The sequence below is a fragment of the Polymorphospora sp. NPDC050346 genome (genome assembly GCF_040655695.1).
In the GTDB taxonomy this organism is placed as follows: domain Bacteria; phylum Actinomycetota; class Actinomycetes; order Mycobacteriales; family Micromonosporaceae; genus Polymorphospora; species Polymorphospora lycopeni.
Window position 1 is genome coordinate 284,648 of record NZ_JBFAKM010000003.1, and the last position, 20,316, is coordinate 304,963.

Annotated in this window: 17 protein-coding genes and 2 pseudogenes; 4 read left to right on the forward strand and 15 right to left on the reverse strand. The window is 72.2% G+C overall.

All coding sequences use genetic code 11. From position 1 onward, the window contains the following. Positions 1-54: 54 nt before the first annotated feature. The 7 genes from rocD to AB0I42_RS05630 all read right to left on the reverse strand — a co-directional run bounded on the left by rocD (position 55) and on the right by AB0I42_RS05630 (position 8,000). Positions 55-1,269, reverse strand: coding sequence for an ornithine--oxo-acid transaminase (gene rocD / locus AB0I42_RS05600; protein WP_357534485.1), 1,215 nt, complete (start codon positions 1,267-1,269; stop codon positions 55-57). Beyond that, positions 1,266-2,129: a dimethylargininase gene (gene ddaH / locus AB0I42_RS05605; protein WP_357534487.1), complete on the reverse strand. Its 864-nt coding sequence runs from the start codon at positions 2,127-2,129 to the stop codon at positions 1,266-1,268. The genes rocD and ddaH overlap by 4 nt, the downstream gene beginning before the upstream one ends. Next, positions 2,126-3,652 carry an argininosuccinate lyase gene (gene argH, locus AB0I42_RS05610; RefSeq protein WP_357534489.1) on the reverse strand — a complete coding sequence of 509 codons (1,527 nt, stop codon included), beginning with the start codon at positions 3,650-3,652 and terminating at the stop codon, positions 2,126-2,128. Before argH ends, ddaH begins: the two co-directional genes overlap by 4 nt. Continuing rightward, complete coding sequence (locus AB0I42_RS05615; RefSeq protein WP_357534491.1) at positions 3,649-4,551, reverse strand: arginase family protein; 903 nt, start codon at positions 4,549-4,551, stop codon at positions 3,649-3,651. The genes argH and AB0I42_RS05615 overlap by 4 nt, the downstream gene beginning before the upstream one ends. Before the next feature lie 34 nt (positions 4,552-4,585). Further along, positions 4,586-5,377, reverse strand: coding sequence for an amino acid ABC transporter ATP-binding protein (locus tag AB0I42_RS05620; protein WP_357534493.1), 792 nt, complete (start codon positions 5,375-5,377; stop codon positions 4,586-4,588). Continuing rightward, entirely contained in the window at positions 5,374-6,297 is a 924-nt protein-coding gene (locus AB0I42_RS05625) for an amino acid ABC transporter permease (RefSeq protein ID WP_357534494.1), read from the reverse strand. Before AB0I42_RS05625 ends, AB0I42_RS05620 begins: the two co-directional genes overlap by 4 nt. Positions 6,298-6,386: 89 nt before the next feature. After that, positions 6,387-8,000: a PucR family transcriptional regulator ligand-binding domain-containing protein gene (locus AB0I42_RS05630; RefSeq protein ID WP_357534495.1), complete on the reverse strand. Its 1,614-nt coding sequence runs from the start codon at positions 7,998-8,000 to the stop codon at positions 6,387-6,389. A 208-nt stretch (positions 8,001-8,208) separates the two neighbouring features. Between AB0I42_RS05630 and AB0I42_RS05635 the strand changes: the two genes are divergently transcribed. From AB0I42_RS05635 to AB0I42_RS05650, 4 genes are read left to right on the forward strand one after another with little or no spacing between them, the layout of a single operon-like run. Then, positions 8,209-9,111 carry an ABC transporter substrate-binding protein gene (locus AB0I42_RS05635; RefSeq protein ID WP_357534496.1) on the forward strand — a complete coding sequence of 301 codons (903 nt, stop codon included), beginning with the start codon at positions 8,209-8,211 and terminating at the stop codon, positions 9,109-9,111. Position 9,112: 1 nt separating this feature from the next. Continuing rightward, the gene (locus AB0I42_RS05640; RefSeq protein ID WP_357534497.1) at positions 9,113-10,330 is read left to right on the forward strand and encodes an amidohydrolase family protein; all 1,218 of its coding nucleotides are present in this window, start codon (positions 9,113-9,115) and stop codon (positions 10,328-10,330) included. Further along, on the forward strand, positions 10,327-11,364 hold the full coding sequence (locus tag AB0I42_RS05645; protein ID WP_357534498.1) for an NAD(P)H-quinone oxidoreductase: 1,038 nt from the start codon (positions 10,327-10,329) through the stop codon (positions 11,362-11,364). The genes AB0I42_RS05640 and AB0I42_RS05645 overlap by 4 nt, the downstream gene beginning before the upstream one ends. Further along, positions 11,361-12,368 (forward strand): LLM class flavin-dependent oxidoreductase, encoded by a 1,008-nt coding sequence (locus AB0I42_RS05650; protein WP_357534500.1) that lies wholly within the window; start codon positions 11,361-11,363, stop codon positions 12,366-12,368. The genes AB0I42_RS05645 and AB0I42_RS05650 overlap by 4 nt, the downstream gene beginning before the upstream one ends. Before the next feature lie 297 nt (positions 12,369-12,665). Here the strand turns inward: AB0I42_RS05650 and AB0I42_RS05655 are convergent, their stop codons facing one another. The 8 genes and pseudogenes from AB0I42_RS05655 to AB0I42_RS05690 all read right to left on the reverse strand — a co-directional run. Beyond that, complete coding sequence (locus AB0I42_RS05655; protein ID WP_357534501.1) at positions 12,666-13,979, reverse strand: cation:proton antiporter; 1,314 nt, start codon at positions 13,977-13,979, stop codon at positions 12,666-12,668. Positions 13,980-14,051: 72 nt separating this feature from the next. After that, positions 14,052-14,387, reverse strand: a complete 336-nt coding sequence (locus tag AB0I42_RS05660; RefSeq protein WP_357534502.1) for a hypothetical protein — start codon at positions 14,385-14,387, stop codon at positions 14,052-14,054. 11 nt (positions 14,388-14,398) lie between these two features. Next, positions 14,399-14,685: pseudogene (locus AB0I42_RS05665) on the reverse strand (2-oxoglutarate ferredoxin oxidoreductase subunit alpha); the annotation flags it as partial. Continuing rightward, positions 14,685-15,842: a hypothetical protein gene (locus AB0I42_RS05670; RefSeq protein WP_357534504.1), complete on the reverse strand. Its 1,158-nt coding sequence runs from the start codon at positions 15,840-15,842 to the stop codon at positions 14,685-14,687. The pseudogene AB0I42_RS05665 and the gene AB0I42_RS05670, both read right to left, overlap by 1 nt. After that, the gene (locus AB0I42_RS05675; RefSeq protein ID WP_357534505.1) at positions 15,842-16,069 is read right to left on the reverse strand and encodes a DUF5988 family protein; all 228 of its coding nucleotides are present in this window, start codon (positions 16,067-16,069) and stop codon (positions 15,842-15,844) included. Before AB0I42_RS05675 ends, AB0I42_RS05670 begins: the two co-directional genes overlap by 1 nt. Positions 16,070-16,177: 108 nt before the next feature. Then, positions 16,178-16,354 (reverse strand): hypothetical protein, encoded by a 177-nt coding sequence (locus AB0I42_RS05680; protein WP_357534506.1) that lies wholly within the window; start codon positions 16,352-16,354, stop codon positions 16,178-16,180. Positions 16,355-16,590: 236 nt separating this feature from the next. Next, positions 16,591-19,596 carry an SDR family NAD(P)-dependent oxidoreductase gene (locus AB0I42_RS05685; protein WP_357534515.1) on the reverse strand — a complete coding sequence of 1,002 codons (3,006 nt, stop codon included), beginning with the start codon at positions 19,594-19,596 and terminating at the stop codon, positions 16,591-16,593. 117 nt (positions 19,597-19,713) lie between these two features. After that, positions 19,714-20,316: pseudogene (locus AB0I42_RS05690) on the reverse strand (acyltransferase domain-containing protein); the annotation flags it as partial.

The window sequence follows — 20,316 nt, forward strand, 5'->3', positions numbered from 1 at the left end:
AGCACGCGGACGTCATACGCTCCGCGACTCTTCCGGCGATCGGGTGACCACGGATCAGTTGCCGGGCCGCGCCGCCAGCACCTCGCGCAGCCGGGCCAGCGCCCAGCCGATCTCGTCGTCGGTGGCGACCAGGGGCGGGGCCAGCCGGATGGTGCTGCCGTGGGTGTCCTTGACCAGGACACCCCGCTCGGCGAGCGCCTCGCAGACCTGGCGGCCGGTGCCGACGGCCGGGTCGATGTCGACACCCGCCCAGGCGCCGACCCCGCGTACGGCGGTGACGCCCTGGCCGAGCAGTGCCCGCAGCCCGTCGTGCAGCACCGCGCCGATCCGGCGGGCGGCGGCCTGGTACTCGCCGGTGGCGAGCAGGTCGACGACGGCGGTGCCGACGGCCGCGGCCAGCGGGTTGCCGCCGAAGGTGCTGCCGTGCTCGCCCGGTCCGATCAGCCCGAGCACCTCCCGGCTGGAGACCACCGCGGACACCGGCACCACGCCGCCGCCGAGCGCCTTGCCGAGCAGGTAGACGTCGGGGCGTACGCCGGCGAGTTCGCAGGCGAACGTGGCGCCGGTCCGGCCCAGCCCGGACTGGATCTCGTCGGCGACGAACAGGGCGCGGCGGTCGTCGCAGATCCGGCGTACGCCGGTGAGGTAGCCGGCGGACGGCACGACGACACCGGCCTCGCCCTGGATCGGCTCGACGAGTACGGCGGCGGTGCGCTCCCCCACCGCGGCGTCGAGCGCGTCGAGGTCGTCGTACGGCACGACGGTGAAGCCGGGGGTGAACGGGCCGAAGCCGGCGCGGGCCTGCTCGTCGGTGGAGAAGCTGACCACGGTCGTGGTGCGGCCGTGGAAGTTCCCGGCCGCGACCACGATCTCGGCGGTGTCGGCGGGTACGCCCTTGACCTCGTACGCCCACCGGCGGGCGACCTTGACGCCGGTCTCGACCGCCTCGGCGCCGGTGTTCATCGGCAGCACCATCTGCATGCCGCACAGGTCGGCGAGTTTGGCGGCGAACGGGCCGAGCCGGTCGTTGTGGAAGGCCCGGCTGGTCAGGGTGGCCCGGTCCAGTTGCTCGCGGGCGGCGGCGAGCAGTGTGGGGTGGCCGTGGCCGAAGTTCAGCGCGGAGTAGCCGGCGAGGCAGTCCAGGTAGCGTTTTCCGTCGACGTCGACGACCCAGGCGCCGCGCGCGCTTTCGATGACGACGGGCAGCGGGTGGTAGTTGTGTGCGAGCACGTCGTTTTCGACCTTGATCGCGGCGAGGGTGCGGTTCATCGGCGGATCTCCTGGGTGCAGCACTTGGCGCCGCCGCCGGCCTTGGCCAGTTCCGACAGGTCGACCGGCACCGGCTGGTAGCCGCGGGCGGCGAGTTGGGCGATGAGGTCGGTGGCGGCCTGCGCGACGACCACGTTCTTTCCGTCGGAGACCGAGTTGAGGCCGAAGACGAGGGCGTCGGCCTCGGTGGCGAGGACCGCGTCGGGGAACAGCCGGGCCAGTGTCCGGCGGCTGCCGGTGGAGAACGCCGGCGGGTAGTAGGCGACGTTGTCGTCGTCGAGTACGAACAGCGCGGTGTCGAGGTGGTAGAAGCGCGGGTCGGTGAGCCGCAACGAGACGACCGGCCGGCCGAGGAACTCCTGTGCCTCGCCGTGCGCCGCCGGGTCGGTGCGGAAGCCGGAGCCGGCCAGGATCAGGTCCGCGACGACGGCGAAGTCGCCCTCGCCCTCGTTGGCGTAGCCGGGCAGGTACACCTCGCCGAAGCCGGCGGCGGCGAACCAGGCCCGGTAGGCGGGCGCCTCGGGTTCGCGTACCGGTTCACGGAACCGGGCGCCGTAGACCTGCGAGTCGGCGACCAGGGCGCAGTTGGCGGCAAAGACCATGTCGACCAGACCCGGTTGCGGTTCGACGAGGTGCACGGTGTGTCCGAGCCGGAGGTAGGTGTCGTGCAGGTCCGCCCATTGTCGGCGGGCCAGGTCCCGGTCGACCGGTACGGACGGGTCCATCCACGGGTTGATCGCGTAGACGACGTCGAAGTGGGTCGGTGGGCACATCAGGTATTCGCGCCGGGTGGCGGTCCGCGCCGTCTGGACGGTGGTCGTGCTCGGTGCGGTGGTCGGGGTCTTTGCGGTCAGGCTCATCCGGCCTCGGTCCCATCGGTGCTGGCCCCGCCGTCGGCGAGGATGGTGTCGATAGCTTTTTCCAGGGCCGTCTCGGCGTCGGTGGTCTGCTGGCGCAGTTCGTCGATGCGGGTCCGGTCGGCGGCCAGCCGGGCGGCGAATTCGGCGTTCTCGCGGCGTACGGCGTCCGGTGCCGGGCCGCCGTAGAGGGTGCGCCGGGCCACGAACCCGCGGGCGTCCATGGCTTCGCCGAACTGTTCCGGGGTCAGGCCGCTGGCCCGGCCGATCACCTGGGTCGCCGCCTCGTCGAGCACCGCGAGCGGGGCGGCGGGCGCGGCCAGTCCGCGTTCGACGCCGAGCCGGACGAAGACGCCGACGATCTGGTGTGCGTGCCGCCAGTCCAGGCCGGTGTGCCGGACGAGGGCGGACGCGACGTCGGTGACCTGGGCCCAGTGCGCGCCGGCCTGGGCGGCCATCCGTGCGGTGTCGACACGCAGGTCGGCGAGGATCTGCGCGGCGTCGCCGACCTTGGCGGTGATCGCGGCGCACATCGACCAGATCGCCTGCTGCGAGTAGCGCCGTTCCATAATCGGGAAACCGGTCGGGCCACGCTCGGCGGTGATCACGCCGACCAGGGCGGCGAGCGCCTGGGTGGCCACCGATTTGACGTCCTCCAGCGCGTCGGGGTTCTTCTTCTGCGGCATGATGCTGCTGGTGCCGCAGAACCGGTCGGGCAGTTCGACGTACGCGAACTCGGAGGTCGACCACAGGTAGAGGTCGTCGGCGAGCCGGGCCAGGGTGGCGCCGACGGTGGCGAGCAGGGCCGCCGCCTCCATCTCCAGGTCGTGGCTGAGGATGGCGTCCATCGTGTGTGGCAGCGGGGCGTCGAAGCCGAGCAGGTCGGCGACCCGGTGCCGGTCGAGCGGCAGGTCGCTGCCGGTCAGGATGGCGGCGCCGGCCGGTGACAGGTTGAGCCGGCCGTGGAAGCCGAGCAGCCGTTCGGTGTCGCGGGCGAAGGCGCGTTCGAACATGGTCGCCCAGTGCGCGAACGTCGTCGGCTGGGCGTGCTGGCCGTGGGTGTAGCCGGGCATCACCGTGTCGGCGTGGGTGTCGGCGAGGTCGAGCAGTACGGCGCGCAGGTCGGCCAGGGCCGGCAGCATCGAGTGCAGGTGCCAGCGGATCGTCATCCGGCGGGCCACCTCGATCAGGTCGCCGGAGCTGCGGCCGAGGTGCAGCCGCCCACCGAGGTCGGCGCCGATCGTGCGGATCAGGTACTGCTCGCCGGAGTGCATGCCGCCGCCGGCCTCGATGCGGGCGGCGGCGACGCCGCCGGCCTCCATGCCGCGCAACGCGGCGAGGATGGCCCGGCCCGTGGCCGGGTCGAGCAGCCCTCGCTCGGTGAGCATGACGGCGTGGGCCTTGTCGAAGGCGTGGATCGCGGGCAGCGAGTCGCCGAGCAGTTCGGTGCGGTGCGCCTGCAGGTGCGGCAGTTGCTCCTCGGTCAGCCGTACGCCGGTGCCGCGAAAGCCCTGGTATTCGCTCATCGCCGGTCCGCGCCGGAGCCGAAGACCGCGAAGTGGAAGAGCAGGTACGCGGCGAGGGTGGCGGTGGTCGAGGTGTTGTCGTCGGTGAGCGGGTTGACCTCGGTGACCGCGAGCGCGTCACAGTGCGGGGCGAGCAGCCGCACCGCTTCGAGGGCCTCGCCGGAGGTGAGGCCACCGGGTTCGTGGGCGCCGGCGCCGGGCGCGAAGGCCGGGTCGATCGCGTCGATGTCGAACGACAGGAAGACGTGGTCGGCGCCGGACACCCGGTCGAGGATCTGCTCGACGGCGGAGACCGGGCCGAGCGCCTGGAACTCGCGGGCGGTGATGTGGGTCAGGCCGCTCTTGCGCTTGAACTCCGCCGACGACGGGAAGTTGAAGTGGCGTACGGCGACCTGGATGCAGTCCTCGGCGTTGATCCGGTCGAGTTCGAGGCTGCGCCGCATGCCGCTGGACTGGCTGACCCGGCCCTGGAAACGGTTGTGGTCGAGCAGGTCCAGGTGCGCGTCGAAGTGGATCACCGCCACGCGGCCGGGCAGGGCGTCGTGCACGCCCCGGGCGACCGGGAACAGCACCGAGTCGTCGCCGCCGATCATGATCGGCGTACGGCCGGCGCGCAGCGACTCGGCGACGGAGGTGGAGCAGGCGTCGAGGGTGGCGTCGATGTCGTGTCCCACCACGTCGACGTCGCCGCGGTCGCGCAGCAGGTCGTCGCCGACCTCGTGGACCGAGTCGGTCTCCAGCGAGTAGATGGCGCCGTCCTCGATCCGCTGGGTGATCCAGCGCAGGGCGTCGCGGATCCGGCCGGGCGCGTAGCGCGAGCCCGGCCAGCCCAGGGTGGAGCCCCCGTCGAAGGGGACCCCCCACAGGTCGAACTTGCGCGGTTGCTGACGACGTGGCATTGCTGACCTCTCGCGGGTGGTGTGGGGTGTGCTCTCAGCCGAGGACGCGGGAGAGAAATTCCTTGGTCCGGGGGTGCTGGGGGGCGCCGACGACGTCGCGTGGCGGGCCGGACTCGACCACGATGCCGTCGTCCATGAAGACGAGGGTGTCACCCACCTCGCGGGCGAAGCCGACCTCGTGGGTGACGACGATCATGGTCATGCCGTCGCCGGCGAGCGCCTTCATCACGTCCAGGACCTCGCCGACCAGTTCCGGGTCCAGGGCCGAGGTCGGCTCGTCGAAGAGCATCAGGTACGGCTCCATGGCCAGCGCCCGGGCGATGGCGACCCGCTGCTGCTGGCCACCGCTGAGCTGGCCGGGGTAGGCGTCGTACTTGTCGGACAGGCCGACCCGGTCGAGCAGCCGGCGGGCGGCGGCGTGGGCGTCGGAGCGGTTGCGTTTCAGGGCCCGCATCGGCCCCTCGACGACGTTGCCGACGGCGGTCATGTGCGGGAAGAGGTTGAACCGCTGGAAGACCATGCCGATGCCGCGCCGCTGCCGGGCGATCTCGCGTTCGCGCAGCTCGTACAGCTTGCCGTCGCGCAGCTTGTGGCCGACGAGTTCGTCGCGCACCCACAGCTCACCGCCGTCGACCCGCTCCAGCTGGTTGATGCAGCGCAGGAACGTCGACTTGCCGGAGCCCGACGGGCCCATGACGCACAGCACCTCGCCGGTGCGTACCTGCAGGGACACGCCGCGCAGGACGTGGACCGGACCGAACGACTTGTGGAGGTCGATGGCGCGCACGACCGGCGTCGCGCCCCGCTCTGTCTGCGGCTGGCTCACTGCTCCGGGGCTCCCTTCAACCGGCGCCCGATCGAGCGGGCCTTGCGGGTCGGTGTGGACTGGAAGCCCCGGCCGAACCGGCGCTCGACGAAGTGCTGGATGACGCTGAGTACGGAGACCACCGCCAGGTACCAGATGGCCGCGACGATCAGCAGTTCGATCACCCGGTTGTTGGAGTAGTAGATGAACTCGGCCGTTTCCAGCATTTCGCCGTACGTGATGACGGCGGCGAGCGACGACATCTTCAGCGTGCTGATGAACTCGTTGCCCAGCGGCGGGAGGATGACCCGCATCGCCTGCGGCAGCACGATCCGGCGGCGGATCTGGTTGGGGGTGAGGCTGATCGCCTGGGCGGCCTCGATCTGGCCCTTGTCGACCGAGAGGATGCCGGCGCGGACCAGTTCTGCGGTGTAGGCGCTCATGTTGATGCCGAGGCCGAGCAGGGCGGCCATGAACGGCGTCATCACGTCGATCATGCGGGTCTCGAACGGGCCGAAGCCGACGGTCGGGAAGACCAGCGCCAGGTTGTACCAGATCAGCAGCTGGAGCAGGACCGGGATGCCGCGGAAGAGCCAGATGTAGCCGAAGGCGACCGTACGGGTCACCGGGTTGGCCGACATCCGCATCACCGCGACGAGTACGCCGAGGACGATGGCCAGGGTCATCGAGCAGAGCGTGATGATGATCGTGTTCTGCAGGCCGTGCAGGATCGCCGAGGCGGTCAGGTAGCGGCCGACGACCGACCATTCGATGCTGCCCTGGGCGAAGGCCCGGACGAGCAGCGCGACCAACACGATCACGACCGCCGCCGAGACCCACCGGCCGTAGTGCCGCAGCGGCACCCTGGGCAGCCCGGCCAGTTGCCCCGGCCCGGGTGGTGGCGCGGCGGTGGTGGTGCCACCGCGTCCAGTGCTCGTCATCGCGTCTCCTGTCTGTGCTTTCGCCGAGTCTCACCGGGCCGGCGGGGCGCCGGTACCTGACACCGGGTCCAGTCACCGGACCGGGGGCGCTACTTCCTGTCCTGCCCCCGCCCACCGGATCGGTCCGGTACCGGCCCCGCGGGCCGGTCCGGTGCCGGTCCGGCGAAGTCGTCGGTGTCGGCCGCGCTGTCGGCCAGCAGCGCGAGCCAGAGCTCCATGCGGCCGTACGCCGAATTGAGGTCGCGGCCGGTGACCTGCTCGATCCGGTCGATCCGGGCGCGCAGGGTGTGGCGGTGGATGCCGAGTTCGGCGGCGGTCTCGTTCCAGTGGCCGTTGTGTGCCAGGAAGGAGCGCAGGCTGGCCAGCAGGGCGCCCTCGCGCCCCCGGTCGTGTTGCTGCAGCGGTCCGAGCACCCTGCGGACGAATCCGGCCAGCGCCTGCGGCGACTGGGCCCGGAAGAGCATGTGGAGCGCCTCCAGGTCGTCGAACCGGGTCACCGCGCGCCGTTCGGCCCGGCCGACCTCGGCGGCGTGGGTGGCCGCCCGGTACGACAGCCCGACCTGCTCGACCGGCACCACGTCACCGAGCCCGAGCGGCACCATCGGGCGTACCGAGGCCAGTTCGGCCAGGGCCGCGGTGGCCCGGTCGGTGGCGTCGGTGAGCACCGCCACCCGGGTCTGGCGGCCGGCGTCCTGGGCGACGACCGCGCCGGGCAGGCCGGCCTCGGACATCAGTTCGTTGACGTCGTCGCAGACCCGGCCGGCCCGGTCGGCGGCACACAGGTAGACGGCGACCCGCACCGCCGTCGGGTCGAGTTCCCAGGCGGTGGCGTGCTGGCCGGCCACCTGGTCGGTGACGGCGCCGCGCAGGATCTGGGCCAGCGGGTCGGCGCGCAGCCGCCGGACCTGCCGGGTGGCGGCCTGCGAGCGTTCCATCTCCAGCGACAGCAGGGCCACGGCGCCGGCCAGCACCATCCGGCTGTAGTCGCTGGACCGGCCGGGTACGCCGGCGACCAGGAAGCCGCGCATCCGGCCGCGGGCGCCGAGCGTGTGGATCGCCACCGACTCGGTCGGGCCGACCACCGAACCGCTGGAGCGGATGCCCCGTTCCCGGGCCCGCATCACGTCGGGCAGTAGCGCCGGCAGGCGGTCGGCGGCCTGCGGCGGGAAGGCCCGTACGACGTTGGCGGCCAGGTCGGTCAGGACCGCCCAGCCGCCGACGGCACGGGCGGTCGCGGCGACGATCCCGCCCCGGCCGGACTCCACCGCGGCGGCGGTCAGCGCCTGCTGGGCGTCGAACGCGCGGGCGATGGTGTCGTAGCGTTCCGCGGCGAGCAGGTTCGACACGGCCTCGGAGATCGCCACGTACGGGGCGTCGACCGGCACTTCGAGCACTGGCAGCCCGCGTTGTGCGGCGGCCCGGATCAGCGGCTCGGGCACCTGGGCGTGGCCGAGCCCGATGCCGAAGCCGAGCCCGGCCAGGCCGGCGTCGGCGAGCCGGTGGACGTACGGCTCGAACTGCTCCGGCTGTTCGATCTTGAGTCCGGTGGTGAGCAGCAGTTCGCCGCCGCGCAGCCACGGAGTCGGGTCGACGGTTTCGCTGACATGTACCCAGCGCACCTCGTTGCCGAGCCCGGCGTCGCCGGCAACCACCCGCAGGTTCAGGTCCGGCAACGCCAGGACCTGCGCAATCGTCACGGTCACGGGAACATCCCACCCCCTTCACCGTTGACCACTATTGCGCGGGTGTGACATCGCCGTGAAGTACAGTCCGGGCAGCGGCGACTGGACAAGCGGTCCCCTTCCGGTGCTTGCGTCGCTGCTTGAAAACTGGGGCCACGTTGCCGAGGGGACCGGTGGCGGATGTGCGGCGTGGGTGCCAACGACCACCCGCCGACCCGGAGGAGAAACTGTGAAGAAGCGAGCCATATGGGTGGGCGCGGTCGTGGCCGCGACACTGCTCGCCGGATGTGGCGGCGGCAGCGACGCCGACGCCCCGGCGACCGACCAGTCCGACAATCCGCTGAACGCGATGCTGCCGAAGTCGATCCGCGACGCCGGTGAACTCCGGGTGGGCAACAGCCCGGTCTATCCCCCGATGTCCTACCTGCCGGAGGGCACCGAGGACAAGGAGAAACGACAGGGCTTCGACGTCGACCTGGCCCGGGCCATCGGCGAGAAACTCGGCCTCAAGGTGACCTTCGTGACGCAGGAGTACGAGCAGTACATCCCGTCGCTGGCCACCGGCCGCATCGACGTGGTCGAGTCGGCCATGCAGGACCTCGAGTCGCGCCGGGAGACCGTCGACTTCGTCGACTACTACACCACCGGGCCGCAGCTGTTCACGCTGGCCGCCAACGCGGCGCGGTTCCCCACCGAGACCGACGTGTGCGGCGCGAAGGTCGCCGTCGACAGCGGCGACACCGGCTACCGCAACGCGCTGACCACCTTCAGTCAGCAGGTCTGCGCACCCGCCGGTAAGCCGCCGGTGCAGGAACTGACCACCAACGGCACCGCCGACGCACTGCTGCAGTTGCAGCAGGGCCGCGCCGATGTCGGCATCCGGGGCGCCGAGTCGATCCGTTACGTCACCAACGAGCAGGAGCCGGGCAAGTACGCGCTGATCGGCAAGCCGATCGCGGAGATCCCGGTCGGGATCGCGGTCAGCAAGCGGCAGAACGAGCTACGGGACGCCGTGGCCGCGGCGCTGAAGGCCCTGATGGACGACGGCACCTACGCCCAGATCGGTGAGAAGTGGGGTCTGTCGGACATCCTCCGGCCGGCCGTGACCATCAACGGGCAGCCGGCGAGCTGACGTGGGCCGCACCATCCTGCGCGGGGGAACCGTGCTGACCCCGCGCCCGGCCGGCGCCGGTGACGTCGTGATCACCGGACGCGACATCCTGGAGGTCGGGCCGACCGGTCCGGCCTCCGGGCCGGCCCCGCTGCCCGGGGCGACCGTGGTCGACTGCGCCGGACTGCTCGTCGTGCCCGGCGTCGTCGACGGCCACCTGCACGTCCTCGGCGGGGGCGGCGGCTCCGGCTACCACACGCGAATCCCCGAACTGCCCGCCGACGTGATCGTCGAGGCCGGCACCACCACCTGCGTCGGCATGCCGGGCGTCGACCCGATCACCCGCAACCCCGAGGCGCTGCTCGCCCGCACGTACGCGCTGCCGGTCACCGGCCCGCGCGCCCGGGCGATGGCCGGCGGCTTCCACTGGCCGCCGCCGACCGCCACCGGGTCGGTGCTGCGCGACCTGCACCTGCTCCCGCACCTCGTCGGCGTCAAGATCGCCCTGTACGAGCACAAGGCCACCGCCCCCGGACCGGCCGAACTCACCCGGCTGCTACGCGAACTCGAATGGGCCGCCGGGGCGACCGGCAAGGGCTGTCTGCTGCACGTGCACCTCGGCACCGGCGCCGGTGACCCGGACCTGCTCCCCCGGGCGCTCGACGAATCCGGCGCGGATCCGCGCCGGCTCCAGGTCACCCACGCCAACTACACCGCCGGCACCCTCGCCCTGGCCACCCGCCTGGGCGGCCTCGGCTGCTGGGTCGACGTCAACCCGCTGATCAACCCGGACCGGATCGCCGGCGCGGTCGCCCCGGTCGACGCCGTCGCGGCGCTGCTGGCCGGGGGCGTACCCGCCGACCGGCTCACGCTCAGCAGCGACGGCAACGCCTCGGTGCCGCGTACGCTGCCGGACGGCAGCACCGAACCGTTCGCGTACCGGGTCGAACTGCTGCCCACCGTACGGGCGCTGACCGCCGCCGGTGTGCTCGACCTGCCCGACGCGCTGGCCCTGGTGACCGCCAACCCGGCCGCCGCGCTACGCCTCGACGGCGACGGCCCGGCCGGGCCGGGCGGCCTCGGCACACTGCGGGCGGGCGGCCCCGCCGACATCGCCGTGCTCGACCCCGACCTGCGGGTCCGACACGTGTTCCGCGACGGTGGGCACCTGGTCCGCGACGGCCGAGCCGTCGCCCCGGACCCGTTCCGCCCGCCGCACCGGCCGGACCCGGCGCCGTGACCGGGCAGCCGATGCGGCAGGTGCTGTTCACGCCCGACGGAGCCGACGCACCGACCGGCCCGACCGGCAGCCAGCCGGCGCCGCCGCGACCGGTCTGGCACGAGGCACCGGTCCCGGCCCCGGCCGGCGGGCAGGTGCTCGTCGCGGTGCGCGCGGCCGGACTCAACCGCGCCGACCTGCTGCAACGCGACGCCGACTACACCCCGCCGCCCGGCGAGTCGGCCGTACCCGGGCTGGAGTGCGCCGGCACCGTCGCCGCGGTCGGCCCGGACGTCACCGGCTGGCAGGTCGGGGACCGGGTCTGCGCGCTGCTCGGCAGCGGCGGGTACGCCACCCACGCACTCGTGCCCCAGGGGCAACTGCTGCCCGTGCCCGCCGGGTGGACGACCACCGACGCGGCCGTGCTGCCGGAGGCGCTGGCGACCGTCTGGTGGAACCTGCGGATGGTCGCCGGCGTACGCCCCGGCGACCGGGTACTCGTCCACGCCGCGAACTCCGGCGTCGGCACCACCGCGGTCAAGGTCGCCCGGGCGCTCGGCGCCACCGTCGCCGGCACCGTACGCGGCCAGGTGCTCGCCGACGCCGTACGCGGGCTCGGCGCCGACCCGGTCGTGGACTCCACCGCCCCGGACGCCGCCGACGAACTGCGCCGACTGGCACCGGACGGCTTCGACGTCGTACTCGACCTCGTCGGCGCCGCGGTCGCCGGACTGACCCTCGCCGGCCTGCGCACCGGCGGCCGGTGGCTCAGCGTCGGCGTCCTCGGTGGCGACGAGGTGCCACTGAGCCTGCGTACGGTGATCCGCCGCCGCCTGGTCGTCACCGGCGGCTCGCTGCGCAGCCTGCCCCCGGCCGAGAAGGCCGCCATCATCGCCGACCTGCGCCGGGCCGCCCCGTGGGCCGGCCCGGTCGACCTGCGGCCGGTCGTCGCCGCCCGCTACCCCGCCGCCCGCGTCGCCGCCGCCCTGGAACATCTGGAACGCGGCGGACTGCTCGGCAAGATCGTGCTGACCGACTTCGAGGAGATCGCGTGACCCCGTCCCCCACCCCCGTCGGCCTGGCGCTCGGCTACGACCCGACGGTCACCGTACGCCAGATGGCCGACTCGGCCGCCGCCGCCGAACGGGCCGGCTTCGACACCGCCTTCTTCTCCGAGACGCTGTTCACCAACCGCGACTCGGTCTCGGCCCTGGCCGCGTTCGGGCTGGCCACGCAGCGGGTCGCGCTCGGGGCGACGCAGGTCGTCCGGTTGCGCAGCCCGCTGGTGATGGCGCAGAGCGCCGCCACCCTCGACGAACTCAGCGGGGGCCGGCTGGTCCTGGTCCTGGGCGCCTTCACCGCCAAGCACGCGGCCCGCAACGGCCGGCCGCTGACCGATCCGGTGACCACGCTGCGCGAGTACGTCGAGTCGATCCGCGCCCTGCTCACCGGCGAACCGGTCACCTACCACGGCGAGGTCGTGCGGCTCGACGACGTCGCGCTGAACTTCAAACCGGTACGCCCCAACATCCCGATCTGGATCGCCGCCGCCAGCCGCAAGGGCCTGGTCAACGCGGCGTCGATCGGCGACGGCGTGCTGCTGGACGCCGGCACCTCGCCGGAGTACTCGGCGAACGCGGTCACGCTGCTGCGCGAAAGCGCCGAACGGGCCGGCCGCGACCCGAAAGGCCTCGCCGTCGCCCAGCTGATCAACACCTCGATCGAGGACGACCGGGCCGCGGCGGTCGAGGCGATCCGCTGGGAGGTGGCGACGAAGTTCAAGTACGCCTCCACCCCGAAGGCCAAGATGTCGGTCGGTGAACCGACGATCGACCCGGCCGACCTGCCCCGGTTCGCCGAGGCGTACGCGTCGGGCGGCGAGGCGGCGCTGCAGCGGGTGCTGCCGGAGCGGTACGTCACCTCGCTGACCGCGACCGGCACCGTCGACGACGTACGGGCCCGGGTCGACGCCTACCGGGCGGCGGGCGTCACGATGCCACTGGTCCGCCCGGCCGCCCCGCATCAACTCGACAGGCTCCTGAGCACGTTCGGGAGTTGACGTGATCGTCTGCGGCTCAGGCGTTCCGGGCCGGCGTGTCGGGCGTCCGAGCCGCAGACGATCAAGCCGGCCCGGGTGCGCCGCGTTGGCCTGATCTGCGCCGCCATGCCGGCCGCCACGTCCAGGAGTTGACCGCCGTTGCCCCGCGGCTCCCCCAACGGGCACGTGACGGGCACACGTCAGCCTGGGAATTGTCGATGTCCGGCGCCGGGATGCGAATTCGACGTGCTCCGAGCCCGGATGCGGGACCCTAGGTTCTGCATCCGGGGCCGTAGGTGCAGGAGGCCGGTCCGCCCTTCACCGAGTAACCGGCTTCGGCCCGGGGCCGGGGTCGGCCGGCACCTTGGCGGTCGCGGTGTCCGGCTCGGTGTGCCGGGTGCTCTCTGCCCGGTCCGGGCGGATCAGCGGGCCGGCCAGCGCGGTGGTGACCAAGGCCATGATCACCATCATGGTGAACATCTGCCCGTCGAGCACGCCGAGTTGCAGGCCGACGCTCAGCACCACGAGCTCGGTCAGGCCGCGCGTGTTGACGAGGATGCCGAGGGTTCCGGCATCGCGCCAGGACATGCCGAGGAACACGGCGGGCACGATCGCGCCGGTCAGCTTGCCGAGGCAGGCGATCAGGACGATCGCGGCCAGCTCGAGGAGGTTCGCCGCGGTCAGTCCGCCGATGTCGACACCGAGGCCGGTGACAATGAAGAACAACGGGAGCAACACCACGCTCACGTGTTCCAACGGCCGGCGCACCCGTTCGCCGAGCTCCAGCGCTGGTTCGCGGGGCATGACGAGGCCGATGCAGAACGCGCCGAAGATGGCGTGCAACCCGATCCAGGTCGTGGCGTACGCCGCCAGGAACACCAGGGCGACCACCACTACCAGCAGGTACGTCGTGGCGTAGCGCCGCGTCATGAAGACCAGGAACGGGCGTACGACGGTCCTCAGCACCACCAGGAAGACGCCCAGCAGGATCAGCATGCGGATCAGGTCGAGCGGTCCGCTCGCGGTGACGATCGCCGTCACCACCGCCAGCAGGCACCAGGCCAGCACGTCGTCGATCGCCGCGCTGACCAGGGCGATGCTGCCCACCCGCGTTCCGGTGAGGCGCCTCTCGGCCAGGATGCGCGCCAGGACCGGGAACGCGGTGATCGACATGGCGACGCCGAGGAAGAGCGCGAACTCCGTGAAGCCGACCTGGTCGACGCCGACCGTGTCGTGGCGGTGGTACAACAGCGTCGCCAGTGCGACGCCCAGGCCGAACGAGACCGCGATCGAGCCGATCGACACGGCGGCGGCGGTGCCGCGGTGGCTCCGCAGCAGCGCGGGGTTGAACTCCCAGCCGATCAGGAACATGAACAGCGCCAGGCCGACCTGGGCGACGGCGGACAGGATCGGCCGGGCCTCGGCCGGGAAGAGCCACGCTGTCGGGTTGCCGGGCAGCAGCCCGAGCAGGCTCGGTCCGAGCGCGATGCCCGCGAGGATCTCCCCGATCACCGCGGGTTGGCGTAGCCGCCTCACCCATCGGCCGAGCAGGGTGCCGACCACCAGCACCAGCGCGATGTCGAGCAGCACCGTGGCGATCAGCAGTTCGGAGTGGTTCGCCGGAGAATGCATCGACGCCTCAGGCCTTTCGCTGGGAAACGTGAGGATCGATGACCTCGCTCCAAGCCTGGATCGTGCGTCGGTTCATTGTTCCTCCCGGTTCGTCGTGCTGCGTCGATGTCGCTCCCCGGAGGCGGTGCCGCCGCGGAACCGGTCGGCGACGTGCTCCCACAGTTCGGCGACGCCGATGCCCCCGGTGGCGCTGCACGTCATCACCGGTGGGGCCGGGCGGTCGGCGCCGGCCGGCAGGAGGCGCAGTGCGGCCGACAGCTCACACGCGATGTTCCGGCCCGCCGCGGCCCACGGGCCGTCCGCCGTGTTGACGACCACGACGTCGGCGAACTCCAGCGCCCCCATCCTGATGCCCTGCATCTGGTCGCCCGCGCCGATCAGGGCGAGCAGGACGAAAGTGTCGACCATCGTGGCGACGGCGCGGCCGGGTTCATCGCGACCAGCACGTTCGGGGCGTCGCCGGGGGTGCGGATGTCGTAGTCGGCGAATGCACCTGGAAACTCGACACGCCCGGCAGGGTGCCGGCCGGCGCGCGGATCTCGGCGGGGAAGTTCGGCAGGGGCGTCATGTCGTTGCCGGGCTGCGCCGTCTCGGACGTGAATCGGTGACCCGTCAGCTGCATGCCGTCGCCCGAGTCGCCTACGAACCGGATGACCACCCGATCCAGCCGCTCGACCCGCTTGGACGAGAGGCCGCCGTCGGGCATCAGTCCACCATCGCCCGCTCGGCCCGCGGGGTGTGCTTCCCGTGGTTCAGCCACCACAGCCTCTCCTGTACGCGTTCGGCCAGCACGCCGAGATCCGGCAGGACGGCCGGACCGCCCCGGGCCCGCAGGCTCGCCACCTCCCGGCCGACGGCCGAGTCCATCGCGTCCGGCTCCGCCACCACGTCGGCGAGTCCCCGGGCCACCATCCCGGCGGCGTCGATCGGTGCCTCGTACGCCGGCGATACGGCGTACGCGTCCGCGGCGACCAGAACCCGGTCGAACGCGGCCAGCGCGTCGGCCCCACAGCCGGCCGCGACGGTGTCGACCACGGCCAGCCATGGCTTGCCGACGACCGTTTCCCGGGCCGGGTCCACCAGCCCCCAGGCGACCTTGGCGAGGACGCCGAACTCGCGGCGCAGCACGAAACCGGCGAACGTCACCGCTCCCCGGTCCAGACCGGCCGCCTCCACCCCGGCGCTGAACACCCGGCGGCTGCTGCCACCGTGGCCCGGCACGGGGCCGCCCCGGAGCACCGCCACCCGGACGTCGTCGTGCAGCAACGCGAGGTCCACGGCGACCTCGAGATCGGCGACCAACGCATCGTTCTCGGCATTGCCCGCGCCGGGATTGGCCAGGGTGATGTGGGCCGACGCGCCGACCCGGCGGATGTGGGCCCGGCCCAGGTCGATCCGGCCGCCGCGCCGGAAGGCGTCGAGCAGCCGCCGGGCCCGCCGCGTCGGCGCGCGCATGGCGTCGACGACCATCGGGCCCGCCTCGGGATCGCGCACCAGCGCGGCGATGAACAGCGCACGGTCGAGCTCCCGGTCCCGGCCGGCCGGGATCAGTTCGGGGAAGAGCACCTCACCTATTCGCAGGAGATCGGCCATGCGCGGGGCGGCGTGGCGCTCGGCGATCCGGCGGTGGATCTCGCTCGCGTGGCGGGCCAGGAAGCCGGCCCGGGCCTGCCGGGACTCCTCGTGGACATAGTGGGCGGTCAGCCGGTGCTGCGGATCGCGGGCCCGCTCGGGCGGCAGGTTCCTCAGGAGTTCCACGCCGTCGCCGAGGTGCGTGCCCAGCCGGGCCCGATCGATGTCCCAACCGTCGCGGAAGACGGGCGCGCCGATGATCCAATAGGCGAAATCGGGAGCGCTCGTCATCATTCCGCGATCCGGGTACGCCTGATCCAGCGGAACAGGACCGGACCGTCCACCGGCGATTCTCCGTCCACTCTCCCGAAATGCTCGTAACCGCCGTGGTGGCAGATTTTCACGGTATCGGTGAGGCTGTCGACCCGCTGACGGCGAACGTCGGCCGGCAGCAATTCGGGGCCGCCCTCGAGAATGACGTCGAAAGTGCCCGTAGCACTGCCGGCAGGATTGTCCATGGCTAACTCCCACGCACGAGAATGGTCGGCGACGGCGCAATGCCTTTCTTTTCCGACCGTAGGCTCAGCCGTTCTGCGGGCAAACCCTTAAACCGGTGCGGGCGGCCCCTATCCGACGTCTGGGCGCTGCGGGCCACGGTCCCGTTCGGCCAGCACGATGTCCGCGGCGGCCCGTACGCCAGGGGACGGCGAGGCCCGCACCGGACCCGGTGGCAGCAGCCGTTGCTGGTCCTTCGGCAGCTTCCACCGCACGTGATGCTCGGGGCCGACCCGCGACGCCAGCATGCCCGTGACCTGCCCCGCGCGATGGTGCCCAGTCCGACTTGGACGACCGATGGATGCGCCGTCAGCCAGGCGCCGAGCTTCGTACCGGCGAGCGCCCCGTCGTTCTCGCGGCGCACGATCGGCCGGGCATGCGCACCCGGTCGTCTACGTTGGACGGCACTTCCAGGCCGAAGACCAAGGTCACCAGGACGGCAGCCGCGGCGTCGGCGTACCGGAGCGGCAGCGCGCCTGTCTGCTCATGACCTCGACACCAGCCAGTCGTCGATCACGCGAGCGGTGCCGGCCGCCCCCGACTCCAGCATCGTGAAGTGGTTGCCGGGAACCTCGGCCGTGGTGGTGGCCGAGGGCCACGTCGCGCGCCAGGACGACTCCGGTTCCGCGTCGGGGCGGGCGCCGTCGGCCCGGAACAGTTCGGTCGGGCGGACGAAGAGGGTGGGTGTCGTGACCGCCGGCACCTCGCACTCCGCGATCAGTCGCACGTAGCGGCCCATCGCGGAGAGCCGGGCACTGGTGAAGGGCCCGAAGGACTCCTCCCGGGCGAACAGGCCCTCGAGCATCGGTGTCGCGAAGTGCTCCATCGCGACGCTGTCCGGCAGGTACGTGTCCAGCAGGGCCAGCCCGGCCGCGGGACGGCCCCGCTCCTCGAGCAGCCCCGCCAGGCCCTGTGCGAACAGGCCGCCGGACGAGTATCCGACCAGCGCGTACGGCTCGTCGCCAGCGATCTGGAGCAGGCTGGCGGCCAGCCACTCGACGACCGCGCCGGGCGAATCCGGCAGGGCCTCGGACTGCCGGAACCCGGGGATCGGAAGGGCGTGCATCTCGCGGATGCCGCGCAACGCCGTCGCGAGCCGCGCGTACTGATGCGCTCCGCCCAGGCCCATCGGCGACGGGACACAGATCAGGCGAGGCCGCGCGGGTCCCTCGGCCAGCCGTAACGGCGCGGCGATGTCGGTCAGTTCCGCTGGCGAGCGGAACCCTGGACGCAGCCGCGCGACCGCGGACAGCAACGCGAAGCCGTCGTCCCGGCGGCCCGCCGCGACGGCGTCCCGGAACAGCGCGCCCAGCGTGTCCTCCCGGTCGGCCGGCGACGCGGTGCCACCGGTGGCCGCGTACAGGTGACGTCCCAGTGCCCGGGCCGTCGGGTGATCGAACACCGCGGTCGCGGTCAGCCGTACGCCGGTCGCCGCGCCGAGTTGGTTCCGCAGCCGAATGGCCGCCAGTGAGTCGAAACCCAGCTCGGTGAACTGGCCGTCCGGGTCGATGTCGGCACCCGAGCGGTGGCCGAGGACGGTGGCCGCCTCGGCGCGGACCAGGGCGAGATAGTCGTCCTCGGTGCGCGGCGCCGGGCGGGAATCGGCCGTACTGCGGCGTACCGGGTTCAGCCTGTCCAGCAGCGGCGTCGCCGGGGCGCCGGCGAGTCGCAGGCGGACTGGCATGAGGACTGGATCGCCGGCTTCCAGGGCAGTGTCGAACAGGGCGAGCGCGTGCCGGTCGGTGAGCGGAAGGACACCCGACCGCGCCGTGCTGACCGCCGCTGTCATGGTGCTCCTGGTCTCCCACAGTCCCCAGGCCAGCGACTGGGCGGGCAGGCCCTGTGCCCGCCGCTGCCGGGCCAGGGCGTCAAGGTAGGCGTTCGCGGCCGCGTAGTTGGCCTGACCGGGCGATCCGAACACACCGGAGGCCGAGGAGAACATGACGAATGCGTCGAGCTCCCGGTCCCGGGTCAACTCGTGCAGAAGGTGCGCGGTCCGGGCCTTGGCGGCGAAGACCGTTTCCAGCCGCTCCGAGGTGAGGGTGGCGACCGTGGCGTCGTCGAGCACCCCCGCCGCGTGGATGATCACTCGTGGGGCGAACTCGTCGAGCAGCGCTCGCAGGCAGTCGCGGTCCCCGATGTCGCAGGCGACGATCTGCGCCTGCGGCAGGTCCCGGCCCAGCTGGCCGGCGCCCGGCGCGTGCGGGCCCCGGCGGGAGACCAGCACCACGTCGGTCACTCCGTACTCGTGCGCCAGGTGCCGGGCGAGCAGGCCGCCGAGGGTACCGGTGCCACCGGTGATCAGCACTGGGCCGGCGCTGAAGCCCATCCGTGTCCTGCCCTCGGCCGCGGCGGCACGGACGAGCCGGGGCACCTGAATGCGGCCGTCGTCGTCCACTCGTAGCTGCGGCTCGTCACAGACCACCGCCGCCGCCCGCGCCAGCGCCGGGTCGGCCGCGTCGACCAGCACGAGCCGGTCCGGGTGCTCGCTCTGTGCCGACGCCAGCAAACCCCACACGGCGGCCGCGTCCGGGTCTGTCTGGCTGCCGGGGATCAGGACCAGCCAGCGCTGCTCGTCGGCGGCCAACCGCTGCTGCGCCCCGACCAGGGTGTCGGACAATCCAACGCCGGTGCAGTCCCACACCGGCATATCGGCTTCGGCTCGGCCGACCTCGCCGGCTTCGACCCAGTCGACGGTGTAGAGATCCCGCACCGGTCTCGTCGAAAGCCGCTCGGGCAGTGCCCGCAGGACCAGCGAGCCGACCGTGGCGACCGGTGCGCCGGACATGTCCGTCAGGGTCAGTGACAGGTTGTCGCCGTCGGCACGCAACCTCACCCGTACCCTGGTCGCGCCGGTCGCGTGCACGGACACGTCCTGCCAGGCGAACGGCAGCAACACCGGCGCGCCCTCGTCGGAGAAGTCACGCAGGGCGGCGGTGTGCAGGGCGGCATCCAGCAACGCCGGGTGGATCGTGAAGGCGGCGACGTTGTCGTGCCCCACCGCCGGGAGCTCGACCTCGGCGTAGAGCTCGTCGCCGGCCTCCCACGCCGCCCGCAGGCCCTGGAACATCGGGCCGTACTCGTAGCCCCGCTCGGCGAGCCGGTCGTAAAGATCATCCGTAGGGAGGGCGACCGCGTCGGCGGGCAGCCATTCGATGGCGGGCGCTACCGGGCTCTCCTGCTCCAGGACGCCGGTGGCGTGGCAGGTCCACGGCTCGTCCTCGCCGGTACGTGAGTAGACCGCGACCTGCCGCTCGGCGTTCACCGTGGTCTGCACCTCGACGGCCCCGTCCAACACCAGCGGAGCCTGCACCGTCAACTCCCGCAGTACCGGCGCGCCGATCAGGTCACCGGCGTGGATCGCCCAGTCCACGAACTGCGTCCCCGGCACCAGCACCGTCTCATGGACTGCGTGATCAGCCAGCCACGGCTCCAGCGCCGAGGACAGTTTCGCGGTGACCACCACACCACCGTCCGCCAGCCGCAACACCGAACGCCCGTCACCAGCGGGATCAAGCCAGAACCGCTGCCGCTGAAACGCATACGTCGGCAGATCAGCAGGAGCCACAGCCGGCACAACCGGCGCCCAATCCACCGAAACCCCAGCCGTATGCAACACCGCCGCAGCACGAAGCACATCAGACAACCCGCCGCCGTCCCGCTTCAGCGTGCCGGTCACCACGCAGTCATCAACCGTCTCCACAATCCCCGGCAACAACACCGGATGCGCCGACACCTCAACAAACCGACGCAACCCATCACCCGCCGCCGAACGCACCGCAGCCTCGAAACACACCTCAGCCCGCAGATTCGTATACCAATAGCCGGCATCCAGCCCGACCGGATCGATCGCTTCTCCGGTCACCGTCGAATACCAGGGAACCTCGGCAGCCCGGAACTCCACCACGCCCAGCCGCTCCTTCAGAACCGCCTCAACGGCTTCGACCTGGCCGGAATGCGACGCATAATCCACATCCACCCACCGGGTACGCGCCCGACCCCAGTCCACCGACTCCAACACCGCCCGGTCCCCCGACACCACACACAAACCCGGACCATTGACCGCCGCCACACCAACACCCGGAATCTCAGCCACCCGGGCCCGAACCACATCAGCGGGCAACGCCACCGACAACATCCCACCCCGACCCGACAACAACTCCGCGATCACCCCAGCCCGCACCGCCACCACCCGGGCACCCTCCTCCAG